11 protein-coding genes are annotated in these 16978 nt (G+C 36.9%); 10 read left to right on the top strand and 1 reads right to left on the bottom strand.

Annotation, left to right across the window (positions count from 1 at the left end; translation table 11 throughout):
- Nucleotides 1–67: 67 nt before the first annotated feature.
- The 8 genes from JOC75_RS20880 to rbsB all read left to right on the top strand — a co-directional run bounded on the left by JOC75_RS20880 (nt 68) and on the right by rbsB (nt 11608).
- Nucleotides 68–4933 carry an OmpL47-type beta-barrel domain-containing protein gene (locus JOC75_RS20880; RefSeq protein WP_204955905.1) on the top strand — a complete coding sequence of 1622 codons (4866 nt, stop codon included), beginning with the start codon at nt 68–70 and terminating at the stop codon, nt 4931–4933.
- Nucleotides 4934–5162: 229 nt separating this feature from the next.
- Complete coding sequence (gene hpf, locus JOC75_RS20875; RefSeq protein ID WP_204955904.1) at nt 5163–5717, top strand: ribosome hibernation-promoting factor, HPF/YfiA family; 555 nt, start codon at nt 5163–5165, stop codon at nt 5715–5717.
- A gap of 197 nt (nt 5718–5914) precedes the next feature.
- Nucleotides 5915–6901: a LacI family DNA-binding transcriptional regulator gene (locus JOC75_RS20870; RefSeq protein ID WP_204955903.1), complete on the top strand. Its 987-nt coding sequence runs from the start codon at nt 5915–5917 to the stop codon at nt 6899–6901.
- 5 nt (nt 6902–6906) lie between these two features.
- On the top strand, nt 6907–7809 hold the full coding sequence (gene rbsK, locus JOC75_RS20865) for a ribokinase (protein WP_204955902.1): 903 nt from the start codon (nt 6907–6909) through the stop codon (nt 7807–7809).
- Nucleotides 7810–8208, top strand: a complete 399-nt coding sequence (rbsD, locus tag JOC75_RS20860) for a D-ribose pyranase (RefSeq protein WP_204955901.1) — start codon at nt 7810–7812, stop codon at nt 8206–8208.
- Nucleotides 8205–9695 (top strand): sugar ABC transporter ATP-binding protein, encoded by a 1491-nt coding sequence (locus tag JOC75_RS20855; RefSeq protein ID WP_204955900.1) that lies wholly within the window; start codon nt 8205–8207, stop codon nt 9693–9695. Before rbsD ends, JOC75_RS20855 begins: the two co-directional genes overlap by 4 nt.
- A 1-nt stretch (nt 9696) precedes the next feature.
- Entirely contained in the window at nt 9697–10641 is a 945-nt protein-coding gene (locus JOC75_RS20850; protein ID WP_204955899.1) for an ABC transporter permease subunit, read from the top strand.
- Nucleotides 10642–10669: 28 nt separating this feature from the next.
- Nucleotides 10670–11608, top strand: a complete 939-nt coding sequence (gene rbsB / locus JOC75_RS20845) for a ribose ABC transporter substrate-binding protein RbsB (protein ID WP_204955898.1) — start codon at nt 10670–10672, stop codon at nt 11606–11608.
- Nucleotides 11609–11653: 45 nt separating this feature from the next.
- On the opposite strand, the gene JOC75_RS20840 is transcribed toward rbsB, so the two are convergent.
- Nucleotides 11654–12346, bottom strand: coding sequence for a hypothetical protein (locus JOC75_RS20840; protein WP_204955956.1), 693 nt, complete (start codon nt 12344–12346; stop codon nt 11654–11656).
- A gap of 239 nt (nt 12347–12585) precedes the next feature.
- Here JOC75_RS20840 and secA point away from each other — a divergent pair, with 239 nt between their 5' ends.
- Together secA and prfB are read left to right on the top strand one after the other, a co-directional pair.
- On the top strand, nt 12586–15096 hold the full coding sequence (secA, locus tag JOC75_RS20835) for a preprotein translocase subunit SecA (protein ID WP_204955897.1): 2511 nt from the start codon (nt 12586–12588) through the stop codon (nt 15094–15096).
- 332 nt (nt 15097–15428) lie between these two features.
- Nucleotides 15429–16533 (top strand): peptide chain release factor 2 gene (gene prfB, locus JOC75_RS20830; RefSeq protein ID WP_204955896.1). Its coding sequence is split into 2 segments (ribosomal slippage): nt 15429–15500 and nt 15502–16533, totalling 1104 coding nucleotides; the frame shifts between segments, so codons are not numbered across the junction.
- The last annotated feature ends 445 nt before the right edge of the window (nt 16534–16978 follow it).

The following is a 16978-nucleotide window of genomic DNA, read 5'->3' as shown; positions in this document are numbered from 1 at the left end:
ATCAACCTATGAACCTTGTAAAAGGTTTATTTTTTTATGCCTTTTTTACAAAGAGAGGAAAAGGAAAATGAGAAATTTATTTCGTTTAAAACCCTTGCTTATCGCATTGGTGCTTCTAAGTTATCAAGTAATTGTTCCGATTGGAAGTGTATTTGCAACATCAGCTAATATGTTACCACCAAGCAATCTTGCTGTAGAAAAGGTAACACCTGATGATGTCAAACTTACTTGGAGCGCTGTATACGGAGCTTCAGCTTACAAGGTTTATGAAATCAAAGATGGACAAATTCTTCCTTTAGGAGAAGTGAAGTCGAACAGTTATACTGCCAACGATCTTGAAGAAGGTTCTTATGAGTACGTTGTATCAACATTAAGCTCAGAAGGTGAATCAGGACCAAGTGCTCCTGTCGCAGTTATGATTGAATACCCAGAGATGACGGCACCAGCAACATTCACACATACAATCAATAATGGTAATGACATCGTATTAAGCTGGAGTCCATCACAGTATGTTGAAAAATATAATGTTTTTCAAATCTCAAGTGATGGTGAAAAGTCATTACTAACTTCTGTAACAAACACAACTCACACAGTAAGCAATGCTCCAGAAGGCAACTATTCATATGCTGTTTCTGCAGTAAATTCGTTATATGGAGAATCTTCTTTATCAGATCAGCTTGATGTTACGGTTGTTCACCCAACAATGACAGCACCAGAAAACTTTACGTATTCTGTGACAAATGGGAATGACGTCACATTAAAATGGAATACTGTTTCTTTTGCGGATAATTACAAGGTTTACCAAGTGATTGATGGTGAAAAGATTTTAAAGGAAACAGTAACAAGTACTTCTTTAAAATTAACGAATGCTCCTGCTGGGGAATATATGTATGAAGTTCACTCAAACAGTAACCGCTTTGGCGAGTCAGAAAAGGGCAGTCAATTAAATGTAACAGTTGACTCTATTACAATGGCAACACCAAACGTTACGTACAAACTACAAAATATTAATGATATTACGTTAACATGGGGAAGCGTTTCTTATGCTAACAGCTATAAAATCTATCAAATTATTGATGGAGAAAAAGTTTTGCAAAATACAGTGACAGGTACAAGTATCACATTCAAAAATATGCCTGGTGGAAACTATACATATGAGGTTTACTCATATAGCGACCGTTTTGGTGAATCAAACGAGGGTGGCAAGGTTTCGTTACAGGTAGAGACTGTCACAATGGCTGTACCAGAAAACTTCAAATACGAAATTCAAAATGGGAATGATATCGTCCTAAGCTGGGACAGTGCTGCAAATGCTGACAGCTATAAAATCTATCAAGTGATTGACGGTCAAAAGGTTCTGAAAAGTACCGCTAGTGGAACAGCTGTCAGATATAGTAATCTACCTGAGGGTAATTATAGCTATGAAGTTCACTCTTACTCTAATCGTTTTGGTGAATCAAAAGAAAGCAGCAAGCAATCTATTACACTTGTTCATCCTACGATGGAGCCACCAGCTAATGTGAAAAAAACGATTAAAAGTGCTTCTAGCTTTACTATTAGCTGGGACTCTGCACCATACGCAACAAACTACAAAGTCTATCAAGTAGTTGATGGCAATGAAGTTTTAAAAAGCACGGTCACTGGTACAGCTGTTTCTTATAGTAACATAGCACCAGGAAATTACACATATGTTGTTTATGCGAACTCTTCTCGCTTTGGTCAGTCTGTTAGTGGTAGTAAGGTAACGTTGACACTAACCGGACTTACGATGGAAGCACCAACTGATTTGTCACATACGATTACAAATGGAAATGATATCACGTTAAAGTGGACAGGTGTTCAAAACGCGAATGGCTATAACATTTATCAAGTAATCGATGGCGAAAGTGTTCTTCAAAAAACAGTTACAGGTACTTCTGTAAAGTTTACAAATATGCCTGCTGATAACTATCAATATGAGATTACTTCTTTTTCGAATTTATACGGTGAATCCGAGGGAAATGCGAAGGCGGAGATTTCTTTAGTTCACCCAACAATGGAAGCACCAACTGATTTTACCTATACGGTTAAAAATGGAAATGATGTTGTGCTTAGCTGGAAATCAGTTGAGTATGCTAACACTTATAATGTCTATGAAATGATTGATGGCGAAAAGAAATTAGTTAAATCAGTCTCATCATTATCTACAAGCATTGTGAGTGTAGCAGAAGGTGATCATACCTATATTGTTCATTCTGAAAGCAGCCGTTTTGGTGAATCAGCAAATAGCGGTGAAGTCTCTTTAGCTATGGTTCATCCAACGATGAAGGCACCGGGAAATGTATCACAAACAATCCTTAATGGAAACGATATTTTATTAAAATGGGATGCTTCAGAATATGCAACAGCTTATAATGTGTATCAAATCATTGGCGGCGAACTAGTTTTAGCAAAAACAGTAACAAGTACGTCAGTTAGATTTAATAATATGCCGGATTCTGAATATTCGTATGTGATTCATTCTGATAGCACGCGCTTTGGTGAATCAGTTGAAGGAAGTAATCAGTCTTTCTCACTTGTTCATCCAACGATGCAAGCTCCAGCCAATCTTTCCGAAACAATTGTAAATGGTAATGATATACGCTTGAAATGGGATGCTTCAGATTATGCAACAAGCTATAATGTGTATCAAATCATAGATAGCGAGAGGGTTCTACAGAAAACAGTAACAGGTACAAGTTTCACTTTTGTCAATATGCCAGAAGGTGATTACACATATGAGATTCGTGCTGAAAGCAATCGTTTTGGGGAATCAGCAAATGGAAGTGATCTTTCGTTAAACCTAATTCATCCAATCATGCAAGCACCAGAAAATCTAACACAAAGTATTGCAAATGGAAATGATATTGTGTTGAAATGGAATGCTTCAACATATGCAACTGAATATAGAGTGTACCAAATTGTTGATGAACAGCTTGTGTTAAAAGCAAGTGTAAAAGGAACAACGGCAAGATTTAATAACATGACAGAGGGAGATTACGAATATGTCGTTCATTCATATAGTAATCGTTTTGATGAGTCACCAAATGGAAGCTCTACCAACTTCACATTAACATGGCCTGTTGTTGAAGCACCGGTTATTTCAGCGAAAGTAGAAAATATAAACAATATTATGTTATCTTGGCCTGCAGCAGCCTGGGCAAATGAATACCGTGTTTATCAAATCACAAATGATGAGAGAACATTAATTTATAAAGGTACTGCACGAAGCTATAAAGCTAATAATCTTTCAGAAGATACACATTCTTTTGAAGTAACAGCCTACAATACACGTTTTGGAGAATCAAAGGCTTCAAATCGTATAACAGAAACAATTGTTTATCCAATTATGGAGCCGCCAACAGCAAGCTTGACTCTTGTAAGTGAAACAAGTGCAAGAATTAATTGGAATTTTATTACCTATGCTAATGGCTACAACATCTATGAAGTGATTGATGGAGAATTAGTATTAATTGCTGAAAAAGTAAATAATTTAATGTATGCGCTCTTGAATTTAAGCTACGCAAATCATGAATATGTTGTAACGTCATATAGTAACTCATTTGGCGAGTCCAAACCATCCAATGTAGTACTTGCTAAGCTAATCTTAGACGAAGAAGCGCCAGTTACGACAGCTAACGCACCCACTGATTGGATAAATGAAGACCAAGTCATAACACTATCAGCTACAGATAATGAAACAGGTGTAGCGAAAACTTATTATTCCGTTGATGGTAGTGATTTTGAAGAAGGTACTTCATTTGAAGTAAAAGGAGAAGGTGTTCACAATGTATCGTTTTACTCAGTTGACAAAGTGGACAATACTGAAAAAGTCCATACAATTGAAGTGAAAATCGATAAAACAGCACCAGTAACAACTTCAGATGCACAAGACTTTTGGAATAATAAAGATGTTACTGTGAATTTAACTGCAGAAGATGGAAAAAGTGGTGTTGCAAAAACCTTTTATGCTATTAACGGCTCTGAATATGTTGAAGGAACCTCTTTTATTATAGAAAAAGAAGGTCTTAACCTAGTCACCTTTTATTCAGTTGATAATGCTGGAAATAAAGAAGTAGCACGAACAATTGGAGTAAAGGTAGATAAAACAGCACCAGAGACAACCTCTGATGCACCTCAAACTTGGCGTACAGATGATGTGACGGTGAACCTTGCATCAACTGATGAATTAAGTGGGGTAACAGAAACCTTCTATTCTATAAATGGCTCTGATTATGTGAAAGGAACGGCTTTTACAATAACAGAAGAAGGAATCCATGAAGTGAAATTCTTCTCAATGGATCACTCTATGAATATAGAGAAGATAAAAACAATTGAAGTGAAAATTGACAAAACAGCACCAGTTGTAAATATGGATTTAGAAGCTGAATATAAATTAGGTACTAACTTAGATTTAATCTACAGCGCAGTAGATAACATTTCTGATGTCGTTACTGAGAAAATGATTGTATCTTATCCTGACCATAATGATGGAAAAGAGATTGAGAATGGTACTTCTATTTCATTAGAGAAGCCAGGTACCTACAACCTAACAGTTTTTACAACAAATGCAGCAGGCTTAACAACAATAATTGAAAAACAATTTGTGGTGTACATTCCTGCGATCATTGATGTGACGGCTAAAGTCATTAAGGCTAATAAGGGAGTATTTACAGTTCGAGTAGACTTACCAAAAGGTTTTGATACAAAAGGCTTTGATCTGGATAGTGCTACCGTGAATGGAGTAAATGCCCTAACAAGCAACAAAGGCTACTATAACCAAGCGAAAAATGGACAATTCAAGTTTGAACGTTCTGACTTTACTTGGGATTCTTCAGAAGAAACACTTGTGTTTCGAGGGTATCTCGATGGTTATTTAGTTGTTGGACAAAAGACAGTTAGAGTTCAGAAATAAACAATTTTTTCTAAAGCTTAAAAGAAGATACAAAAAAACTCGTCGTCTAAGGCGAGTTTTTTTTATTTTAATTTTATGAATTAAAGTTCCCTATTAAAATTAAATTAACCAATCAATCTTCAACAAAATTAACAAAATTTTTCAAATTATTTTTTAGTTTAAGCAGGAGACAAGCAGGGAAATATAGAATTAGTACTACATAGCTTTATCATAAAGGAGGAGTTCAATCATGAGATATAACGTCAGAGGGGAAAACATTGAAATAACTCCAGCATTAAGAGAGTATGCAGAAAAGAAGATTGGTAAGCTTGAGAGATATTTTGAAGAGTCAGTTGACGCGAATGTGAATGTCAATCTGAAGTATTATAATGATCAAGAATCTAAAATTGAAGTAACCATTCCAATGACAGATCTTGTCCTACGTGCTGAGGAATATAACCAAGACATGTACGCAGCGATTGATCTTGTGGTGAATAAATTAGAACGTCAAATTCGTAAGCATAAAACAAAGGTGAACCGCAAACTACGTGAGCAAGGTACACCAAAGTTTGTATTTAGTAATTTTCAACCAGAGGATGCTGCACCTGGTGTAGAAGATGATGGTGATGAAGTTGTTCGTACAAAGCGCTTTAACTTAAAGCCGATGGATAGTGAAGAAGCTATTCTTCAAATGGACATGTTAGGTCACAACTTCTTTGTTTATACAGATGCTAAATCTAACAAAACAAATGTTGTGTACAAGCGTAAAGATGGTAAATATGGTTTAATTGAGCCTCAAGTATAAAGATTATGGCGCGCCCTATTATAGGGCGCTTTATTTTTTTATAAAAAACTTATTGACAGTAAATAAGGAAAGCGATTACAATACATGTAACGGGTTACACAAAAGAATAAACGTATTGATTTTATTTTTTTTGAGATATTACGTAACCGGTTACATAACGGTCAACAAGTAGATGCAAGTTCATTGAGGTGTAACATATGAGTACGATAAAGCAAGTCGCTCAAGAGGCAGGAGTATCTGTTGCAACGGTTTCAAGAGTGCTAAATAGTAATGGATATGTAAATGAAGATACTCGTAAAAAGGTTTTACAAACCATTGATAAATTAAATTACAAGCCAAATGCGGTAGCGCGTAGTTTGTTTAAAAAACAATCAAAAACGATTGCGTTAATTGTGCCGAATATATCAAATCCATTCTTTCCAGAAGTTGCACGTGCAATTGAGGATGTTATGAGTGGGAAGGAATATACATTAATTCTGTGTAACTCTGATGATAAAGAAGAGAAAGAACAGCATTATTTTGAGATGATGAAGCAGAAATATGTTGATGGTGTGATTATTGCTACTAGTACAGTGAGACCAAAATATATTGAAAAAAGCGGGATCCCAATTGTAGCTGTTGATAGATTTATTAATGAAGACATTCCATATGTTTCAGTCAACAATACGGCTGGGGCGATACAAGCAGTACGATATTTAAAAAGTACAGGTTGTAAAAAAATTGCTCATATTCGTGGACCTGAATATATTCATAACTCTGAAGAACGTTATCAAGGTTATTTACAAGAAGTTCAAGATGAAAGCTGGTTTCATCCAGAATTAATTGTAAATGGGAATTTTGAAAGTGAAACAACGATAAAGGCTACTGAAAAGTTACTTACAAAGCATCCTGATATTGATAGTATTTTTGCAGGAAATGATTATATGGCATTAAGTGTGATAAAAGCAGCACTGAGAATGGGAAAAAGAATACCTGAGGATTTGTCGGTTATTGGTTTTGATGGAATTAATTTATCTAAGCTAACAAATCCAGAGTTAACGACGATTGAACAACCAATTTATGATATTGGTTATAAAGCAGCAGAGTTATTACTAGATGTTATTGAAGGTAGACCATTAACAAATGTTCAACATGAATTAGATGTTGCTTTATATGAGGGACAGACAACAAAACAAATGAGGTGAGAATAATGAAAAAAGCGAATATTACAGTTATCGGAAGTTTAAATATGGATATTGTGACAAAAACCTCTACAATTCCTAATGTCGGTGAAACAGTACTGGGTGATTCCTTTTTTACCATACCAGGTGGAAAAGGAGCAAACCAAGCTGTTGCAGCGGCAAGGCTTGGTGGTCATGTGAATATGGTAGGTAGAGTTGGAAGTGATGCATTTGGTTCTCAGCTTAAAGATGAATTACATAAACAGGGTGTTAATTTAGACAATGTGAAACCGGTTACACATTTATCAACAGGAGTTGCAACGATCACTTTATCGAACGGTGATAATAGCATCATTGTTGTTCCTGGTGCTAATTATGAGGTTACACCTGAGGTTGTGTTACAGGTTGAAGAGGAAATTGCTACAAGTGATATCTTGCTTTTACAATTGGAAATTCCACTAGATAGTGTAATAGAAGCGGTTAGAGTAGCAAAAAAACATCATGTTCCTGTTATCTTAAATCCAGCTCCATTTTTATTATTACCAAAAGAAGTTCTACAAGAAGTTGATTATCTAACACCTAATGAGCATGAGTTAAATCTATTGATATCTTCTTATGAATGGTCAGATGATGAGCTTGATCAATTAAGAGGAAAATGTATTGTGACGAAAGGTGAAAGAGGTATCTCGTTTTTTGAAGGAAATGAACAGCTGATACCTAGCTATAAAGTAGATGTAGTTGATACAACAGGTGCTGGTGATTCTGTGAATGGGGCATTAGCAGTTGCGATAAGTAATGGACTATCTCTTAAAGAAGCATGCAGATTTGCTAATGCTGTTGGTGCTTTAACTGTGACAAAGCTAGGTGCTCAAAGCGGCATGCCGACAAAGAGTGAAGTTGAAAGTTTCTTGTCTGAAAGAGGTGAGGTCTAAATGAAAAAACAAGGTATGCTGAACAGTCATATCGCGGAAGTTCTATCACGTCTAGGTCATACAGATACGATTGTGATTGCTGATTGTGGGTTACCTATTCCTGATGAGGTGAAAAGAATTGATATTTCATTAAAGCAAGGTGATCCAAGTTTTATTGAAACAATTGAAGCTGTTTTGGCGGATATGGTTGTGGAAAAAGCAACACTTGCTAGTGAAATAGTCGAAGAAAATATTGTTGTTCATCAATCAACATTACAACGATTAGGTGATGCTGAAATCAATTATGTAAGTCATGAGAAATTTAAGGAGTTAACGAAAAATGCAAAGGCAGTTATTCGTACTGGTGAGGTAACTCCTTATGCCAATATCATTTTTCATGCGGGAGTGACTTTTTCATGAAACCGATCGTACAAATGAAATCTATTTCTAAAGCATTTTCAGGTAATAGAGTACTAGAGAATGTTGATTTTGAGATTATGCCTGGTGAGGTTCATGCGTTAATGGGGGAAAATGGTGCTGGTAAATCTACGCTGATGAAAATCTTAACAGGTATTTATGAAAGAGATTCTGGAAGCGTTTCCTTTAAGGGGAATGAAGTACATTTTAAAAATCCAAAAGAAGCAGAAGATATTGGAATTGCCGTTATCCATCAAGAATTGAACATCATTCCTTATTTGTCTGTTATCGATAATATGTTTCTTGGCAAAGAGCTGACAGTAGGGAAAACCGGTATTGTCAAACATAAAGAAATGAAGAAAAAAACGAAAGAATACTTAAATCAGCTAGGCATAGATATTGACCCTGATATCGAAGCTGGTGAACTGTCTGTAGGTCAGCAACAGATGATTGAAATTGCAAGAGCTGTCGCCGCAAACATGGAAGTGCTTATTATGGATGAACCAACCGCAGCTTTAACAGATCGTGAAATTGAATCTCTTTTTAAAGTCATTTCAAGGTTAAGAAAACAAGGTGTTGGAATTGTCTATATTTCTCATCGTATGGAAGAGATTTTTCAAATATGTGATCGTATTTCTGTGTTACGAGACGGTTCGTTTATTGGGGTTAAGGAAATTCCAAAAACAAATTTTGATGAAATTGTCAAAATGATGGTTGGACGTCAATTAGGCGAGCGCTTTCCAGCCAGAAACACCGTATTAGGTGCTGAACGCATAACGGTTGAAAACCTAACTTGTAAGGGACTTTTTGAAAATATTAGTTTTTCCGTTAAAGAAGGAGAAGTTCTCGGTGTGGCAGGTCTTATGGGAGCTGGTCGAACAGAGATCATGGAGGCGATATTCGGACATCGTTCATTACATGGAGGAAGAATTGTCCTAGATGGTCAAGAAGTGAAAATCAAAAATCCATATGATGCGATTAAAAATGGGCTAGGATTTATCACAGAAGATCGTAAAAGTGAAGGACTTGTTCTAGATCTTTCAGTTAGAGAAAACTTTTCACTCACAAATCTTGGGCGAATCTCAAAAAATCAAATCATATCCACGAAGCAAGAAGAAGATTTTGTAGATGATTTAATTAAGAAGCTACATGTGAAAACAGCTAGTAGAGAATTACAGGTGAGTTCATTAAGTGGTGGAAATCAACAAAAAATTGTGATAGGTAAATGGCTTGGAATAAAGCCGAAAATATTAATACTAGATGAGCCGACACGTGGTGTTGATGTTGGAGCGAAAAAGGAAATCTATCAACTTATTAATCAACTAACAGAAGAGGGTGTATCAATTATTATGGTATCCTCTGAGCTTCCAGAAATACTTGGAATGAGTGATCGTGTTCTTGTGATTCATGAAGGCAAGGTTTCTGCGACCATTCCGATTGCAGAAGCAACTCAAGAAAAAATAATGCAAGCAGCAACAGGAGGGATATAAAATGAAATCCTCAAAATTAGTTACGACGAATCTCCAAAAATTAGGGCCGTTTGTGGGATTGCTATTGATTATTGTGATTTTATCGATTGTTAGCCCAAATTTTATGACAGTAGATAATATTTTAAACGTATTACGTCAGGTTTCAATAAATGCCCTTATCGCTTTTGGGATGACATTTATTATTTTAACAGGTGGTATTGATTTATCTGTTGGTTCAATTTTAGCTTTAGCTTCAGCTGTTACAGCTAGTATGCTAGCTAGTGGCATGGATCCTATTTTAGCGATTTTAATCGGACTGCTGGCTGGTGCCATTATGGGGGCAATAAATGGATTGATTATTACAAAAGGAAAGGTAGCTCCTTTTATTGCAACTCTAGCAACGATGACTGTATTTAGAGGTTTGACACTTGTGTATACAGATGGTCGACCAATTACAGGTCTTTCTGAAAGTGAGTTATTCGTATTAATGGGTAAAGGTTATGTTGGTTGGATTCCGGTACCTGTAATTTGGATGCTGATCACGTATGCTGTTCTTTATTTTATCTTGAAGAAAACAACATTTGGTAGACGTGTTTATGCAATTGGCGGAAATGAAGGAGCAGCGATTTTATCAGGAATTCGTGCTGATCGAGTGAAAATTTGGATTTATTCTTTAACTGGTTTGTTATCAGCTTTAGCTGGAATTATTCTTTCATCACGTCTTAACTCAGCGCAACCTACTGCAGGTGCTTCTTATGAGCTTGATGCCATTGCAGCAGTTGTTCTTGGAGGAACAAGTCTTTCTGGTGGACGTGGTTGGATTTTTGGAACGTTAGTTGGAGCTTTAATTATCGGTGTGTTAAACAATGGGTTAAATATTATGAATGTGAGCTCCTTTTATCAACAAGTCGTTAAAGGAGGTGTTATTTTACTAGCCGTGCTGCTTGACCGAAAAAAATCAGCTTAATAATCGACAAACATAGGGGGAATTTATTATGAAAAACATGTTGAAAATGGTTATGTTCATTGTCTTAAGCTTTGCATTATTAGTAGGATGTTCAACAGAGCCACCAGGAGCATCTTCTGAAAAAGAGCCTGCTGCAGCTGAAGGAAATGATGATAAAGTCAAAGTGGGTCTTTCGATCTCGACGTTAAATAACCCATTCTTTGTCACGCTAAAAGAAGGTGCAGAAGAACAAGCAAAAGCAAAGGGGATTGAAATTGTTGTTGTTGATGCACAAAATGATTCTGCAAAACAGGTAAGTGATATTGAAGATTTAATTCAACAAAATGTTGATGTACTACTTGTTAATCCTACTGATTCTGCTGCTGTATCAGCTGCAATTGAATCCGCTAACAATGCAAATGTTCCAGTTATAACATTAGATCGTAGTGCTGAAGGAGGAGAAGTTGTTGCCCATATTGCTTCAGATAATGTAGCAGGTGGGAAGATGGCAGGAGACTTTATTTTAGAACAACTAGGTAATAAGGGGAAAGTAGCAGAAATTGAAGGAATTCCAGGATCATCAGCAGCACGTGAGCGTGGAGAAGGCTTCCACCAAGCGGTAGATGCTGTTGCTGAAATCGACTTAGCTGCAAAACAAACAGCTGACTTTGATCGTGCCAAAGGGTTAACAGTTATGGAAAATATCTTACAAGGTAATAAAGATATTCAAGCTGTTTTTGCTCATAATGATGAAATGGCATTAGGAGCTTTACAAGCCGTTGAAGCAGCAGGATTATCAGATGTTATTGTTGTAGGATTTGACGCAACTGAAGATGCAGTAAAAGCTGTAGAAGATGGAAGATTAGCAGCAACAGTTGCACAAAAACCAGCTGTTATTGGACAACAAGGAATTGATACAGCGATTTTAGTTGCTAATGGTGAAGAAGTTGATGACTTTATTCCTGTAGAGCTTGAACTAGTAAAATAGTAAGAAGGAAAGAGCCGATTTTGGCTCTTTTTTTATTGGAGTTATTTACTCCCCAAAAATAAATTCCCCAATCTCCCCACCAATTCCATCATATCCATCATCAGCTCCACTATCATAGCTAGGTGCTGAATCAAAACTATCTAAATTATTGGAGGAATCACCATCAGGATTGCTTCTATCATAGCCATCCTCTCCACCTCTCCAGTAGCCTTCTACCTCTGTTCCATCATCACGCGTGTATCCATTAACCCAATGTGGATCAACATGGTGTATATTTGATTCATCAGTATATGTATCATCATAAACTTCATAATCTTCATAATCTTCTATTGAATCATAATACTCTTCAGAGTAATTTTCTTGCTGCTCTCCTGATGGTAAAATGAATTTTTCATAAACGGTACTACCCATTAAAAATAGAATGGCTATTCCGAATCCAAACTGTAGAAAAAATAAAGCAATGCTACCGAATTGATAGAGGCCATAGTGTTTATTTCTTGAGCTCACTTTATTTATAGCTTTAGTGAATAGTTCATTTTGCTTTCGTTTTCTAAAGCTTATAAACAAGTGCCTTGAAGCTAATGCTTTGAATTCTGCTTCAATTTTATCTGTTATGTCGAGATATGGTGATAAAAAGCATAAAAAGATAAGTCCAGACGCTACGCAGACCACAAAAGAAATAATATATACCTTTTCATACCATTGACCATCAAGCCAAAAGTTTACTATCCATTCCACGACCTATCACACCACCTGATGTTTATTCTAGGTACATTATACTAAAAAGGAAATGTTTTTTGTCTTTTTTAGTAGAAAAAACAGTCCATAAAATAAGTGGTACAACAACCTCAACCAACTACTGTTCCTTCTGTCACCCTTCCCTGTTGTACCACATCCCAAATAGTGCTAAAATAAAGGATAGTTTGAATTATTTTCATTGTATTGTTTTTCCACTCTAAAACAGAGGAGCGTTTTGAATGCTTGGAATTTTAAATAAGGTGTTTGATTTTAACAAACGTGCATTAAATCGTTATGAAAAGATGGCTGATCAGGTGTTAGCGTTAGATAGTCAAATGAATGGCTTATCAGATGAAGCACTGAAGGCTAAAACAGAGGAATTTAAGGGTCGTGTGGCGAAGGGTGAATCGCTTGATGATCTTTTAATAGAAGCATTTGCTGTTGTTCGTGAAGCGGCAAAGCGTGTATTAGGATTACATCCATATAAGGTTCAGTTAATGGGTGGTATTTCTTTACACGAAGGTAATATTTCAGAAATGAAAACAGGTGAAGGTAAAACATTAACATCTACAATGCCTGTTTATTTGAATGCACTTTCAGGTGAAGGTGTGCATGTTGTGACGGTTAATGAATACTTAGCTAGTCGTGATGCACATGAAATGGGTCAATTATACGAATTTCTTGGTTTAACAGTTGGTCTTAACTTAAATTCAATGAACAAAGATGAAAAGCGTGAAGCATATGCTGCTGATGTTACATATTCTACTAATAATGAACTAGGCTTTGATTATTTACGAGACAACATGGTGTTATATCGTGAACAAATGGTTCAGCGTCCACTTAATTTTGCTGTCATTGATGAGGTTGACTCGATTTTAGTCGATGAAGCAAGAACACCATTGATTATTTCAGGACAAGCTGCAAAATCAACAAAGCTTTATATTCAAGCAAATGGCTTTGTTCGTCAGCTGAAAAAAGATGAAGATTTCACGTTTGATGTGAAAACAAAGGCTGTTCAATTGACTGAGGATGGAATGACAAAGGCTGAGAAGGCTTTTGGTATTGAAAATCTTTATGATATTACACATGTTGCTCTTCTTCATCATATTAACCAAGCATTAAAAGCACAGTTTGTTATGCAAAATGATGTTGATTATGTTGTTGATGAAGGACAAGTTGTCATTGTTGATTCTTTTACTGGTCGTTTAATGAAGGGTCGTCGCTATAGTGAAGGTCTTCACCAAGCGATCGAAGCAAAAGAAGGCTTAGAAATTCAAAACGAAAGCATGACTCTTGCAACAATTACATTCCAGAACTACTTCCGTATGTACAAAAAGCTGTCTGGTATGACTGGTACAGCAAAAACTGAGGAAGAAGAGTTCCGTAATATTTACAATATGCAGGTTGTTGCGATTCCAACGAACAAGCCAATTGCTCGTGACGATAAGCCTGATCTTGTTTATCGTTCAATGGAAGGCAAGTTCCGTGCTGTTGTTGAGGATGTAAAACAACGCTATGATCTTGGTCAACCAGTTTTAGTTGGTACAGTTGCTGTTGAAACGTCTGAATTAATTTCACAGCTTTTAAAGAAAAAAGGCGTTCCGCATCATGTGTTAAATGCAAAGCAGCATGAAAAAGAAGCGGAAATTATCGAAACAGCAGGACATCGTGGTTCGGTAACAATCGCAACAAATATGGCTGGTCGTGGTACAGATATCAAGCTTGGTGAAGGTGTTCGTGAGGTTGGTGGCTTAGCTGTTATCGGTACTGAGCGACATGAATCTCGTCGTATTGATAACCAGCTTCGTGGACGTTCTGGTCGTCAAGGTGATCCTGGTGCAACTCAATTCTACCTTTCAATGGAAGATGAATTAATGCGTCGCTTTGGCTCAGAAAATATGATGAATATGATGGATCGTCTTGGAATGGATGATACACAGCCAATTCAAAGTAAAATCGTTTCACGTGCTGTTGAATCTGCGCAAAAACGTGTTGAGGGTAATAACTTTGATGCACGTAAGCAGCTTCTACAATATGATGATGTCTTACGTCAACAGCGTGAAGTTATTTATAAACAACGCTTTGAGGTTCTTGATTCTGATAACCTTCGTAACATTGTTGAGAAAATGCTTACGTCAACAATTCAGCGTGTTGTTGCAACATATACACCACAATCAGAGGTTGAAGAAGATTGGAACTTAGAAGGTATTATCGATTATATGAATGCAAACATTCTTCAAGATGGTCAGCTTTCAATCGGAGATCTTCGTCGTAAAGAGCCAGAAGAAATGATTGAGCTTATCTCGAAGCAAGCACTTTCTCATTATGATGAAAAAGAAGCTGATTTCGGTGAAGAACAGATGCGTGAATTTGAGAAAGTTATTTTACTTCGTGCAGTTGATTCGAAATGGATGGATCACATTGATGCAATGGATCAGCTTCGACAAGGAATTCATTTACGTGCTTACGGACAAAATGATCCGTTACGTGAATACCAAATGGAAGGCTTTGCAATGTTTGAGACTATGATTGCGTCAATTGAGGAAGATGTAGCGAAATACATCATGAAAGCTCAAATCCGCAACAACCTTGAACGTCAAGAAGTTGCCCAAGGTCAAACAGCTGTTCATCCAAAAGAAGGCGATGAAAAGGTTAAGAAAAAGCCAAAACGAAACGCTGTTGAAGTAGGTCGTAATGAGGCATGTATTTGTGGCAGTGGCAAAAAATATAAAAACTGCTGTGGACAATAATTAGCATTAAGATCCATACAAGGATATAATAGACTAATGACTAAACTGAGAGAGGTGCTAATCACCTCTCTCTTGTTGCGAAAATATCATATAATAGGTTTATCAAAAAGGCTGATTTCTCAAGAAATTTTTGTTTTAAACACTATAGTGGAATGGAGCGGAAGACACTGACTCCTGCGGGTGTAGAGGAAAGGCTGAGACCCCACAGGCGTAGCCGAGGAGGCTCAGCTTCCTCCCCGCGGAAAGCAGTGTCTGCAGCGAAATGGAACGAACTATTTTAAACGAACAATTACGTATTTAAATCAGCCTAAAATAATCATGAGGTGACTGTAATGGAATTAGTAGAAATTCGTCAAGAGCTTGAAAAAACAGCTAAACGTTTAGCGGACTTTAGGGGGTCTCTTTGACCTCGATATAAAAGAAGCACGTATCTCTCAGCTTGAAGGGCAAATGACTGCACCTGATTTCTGGGATAACCAAAACGCTGCACAAGCTGTTATTAATGAAACAAATGCGTTAAAGGAAATGGTTGATCAATTTCATAATTTGTTTGAATCATATGAAAATCTTCAATTAACATATGAGCTTGTCAAAGAAGAAGAAGATGAGGATTTACAGGCAGAGCTTGAGTCAGAATTGAAAGACTTAGTTTCTCAGCTAAATGACTTTGAACTTCAGCTTTTATTAAGCGAGCAGCATGATAAAAATAATGCAATTTTAGAGCTTCACCCAGGTGCTGGTGGAACAGAATCACAAGACTGGGGCTCAATGCTTCTTCGTATGTACACACGTTGGGCTGAGAAAAAAGGCTTTAAAGTGGAAACTCTTGATTATCTACCAGGAGATGAAGCGGGAATTAAAAGTGTCACTCTTCTCATTAAAGGTCATAACGCATATGGCTATTTAAAAGCAGAAAAAGGTGTACACCGTTTAGTTCGTATTTCACCGTTTGACTCATCAGGTCGCCGACATACTTCATTTGTATCATGTGAAATCATGCCAGAATTCAATGAAGAAATCGACATTGAAATTCGTACAGAGGATTTGAAAGTTGATACGTACCGTGCAAGTGGTGCAGGTGGTCAGCATATCAATACAACAGACTCTGCAGTACGTATTACGCATGTACCAACAAATATAGTTGTAACATGTCAAACAGAGCGTTCACAGATCAAAAACCGTGAGCGTGCAATGAAAATGCTTCAAGCAAAGCTGTATCAAAAACGAATCGAAGAACAAGAAGCAGAGCTTGCTGAAATCCGTGGCGAGCAAAAAGACATCGGCTGGGGAAGCCAAATTCGTTCATACGTGTTCCACCCATATTCAATGGTTAAGGATCACCGTACGAACACTGAAATTGGTAACGTGCACGCTGTAATGGATGGAGAATTAGATCCGTTTATTGATGCGTTTCTTCGTTCTAAGTTATCTCAATAATAGATGGAAGCAACTCGACATTAAGTTGGGTTGCTTTTTTTGTTAGTCAATTTTAGTAAGGGCAACATGGACTAGGAGGCAGCTACCTCATTCTGGGCTCTCAAACTAGATGTGATGGGTGAGGTTTTTGTCGAAAATAGTCTAATCGCTGATAAATCCGGAAAATCGCCGATAAATTCCCAGAATCGCTGATAAATCAGAAAAATCGCCGATAAATCCCCAGAATCGCCGATAACCCCGATTACCTGCAACCAGATGGAGCCCAAAAGTACGAAAACAACCCTAAGTATAGTCAAAAATAGCTCCATCAGCCTCCAAAATACTAGGAAACCACAAGTTTCTCCCCCCATCTCCAGAATTTTTCAGCACAAATAGCAAATACTACATAAAAAGAAGAATAGTCTTCCAATCACAACTCTTTACTCCGTTAACACGTTATTTAACT

Source organism: Metabacillus crassostreae (assembly GCF_016908395.1).
Lineage (GTDB): Bacteria > Bacillota > Bacilli > Bacillales > Bacillaceae > Metabacillus > Metabacillus crassostreae.
Note: the sequence above shows the minus strand (reverse complement) of the source record. Positions and strands in the feature narration are given on the sequence as shown.

Excerpts from the sequence above, each read along its gene's own strand:
- JOC75_RS20880 (WP_204955905.1), top strand. The coding sequence starts at position 68 with ATGAGAAATTTATTTCGTTTAAAACCCTTGCTTATCGCATTGGTGCTT.
- hpf (WP_204955904.1), top strand. The coding sequence starts at position 5,163 with ATGAGATATAACGTCAGAGGGGAAAACATTGAAATAACTCCAGCATTA.
- JOC75_RS20870 (WP_204955903.1), top strand. The coding sequence starts at position 5,915 with ATGAGTACGATAAAGCAAGTCGCTCAAGAGGCAGGAGTATCTGTTGCA.
- rbsK (WP_204955902.1), top strand. The coding sequence starts at position 6,907 with ATGAAAAAAGCGAATATTACAGTTATCGGAAGTTTAAATATGGATATT.
- rbsD (WP_204955901.1), top strand. The coding sequence starts at position 7,810 with ATGAAAAAACAAGGTATGCTGAACAGTCATATCGCGGAAGTTCTATCA.
- JOC75_RS20855 (WP_204955900.1), top strand. The coding sequence starts at position 8,205 with ATGAAACCGATCGTACAAATGAAATCTATTTCTAAAGCATTTTCAGGT.
- JOC75_RS20850 (WP_204955899.1), top strand. The coding sequence starts at position 9,697 with ATGAAATCCTCAAAATTAGTTACGACGAATCTCCAAAAATTAGGGCCG.
- rbsB (WP_204955898.1), top strand. The coding sequence starts at position 10,670 with ATGAAAAACATGTTGAAAATGGTTATGTTCATTGTCTTAAGCTTTGCA.
- secA (WP_204955897.1), top strand. The coding sequence starts at position 12,586 with ATGCTTGGAATTTTAAATAAGGTGTTTGATTTTAACAAACGTGCATTA.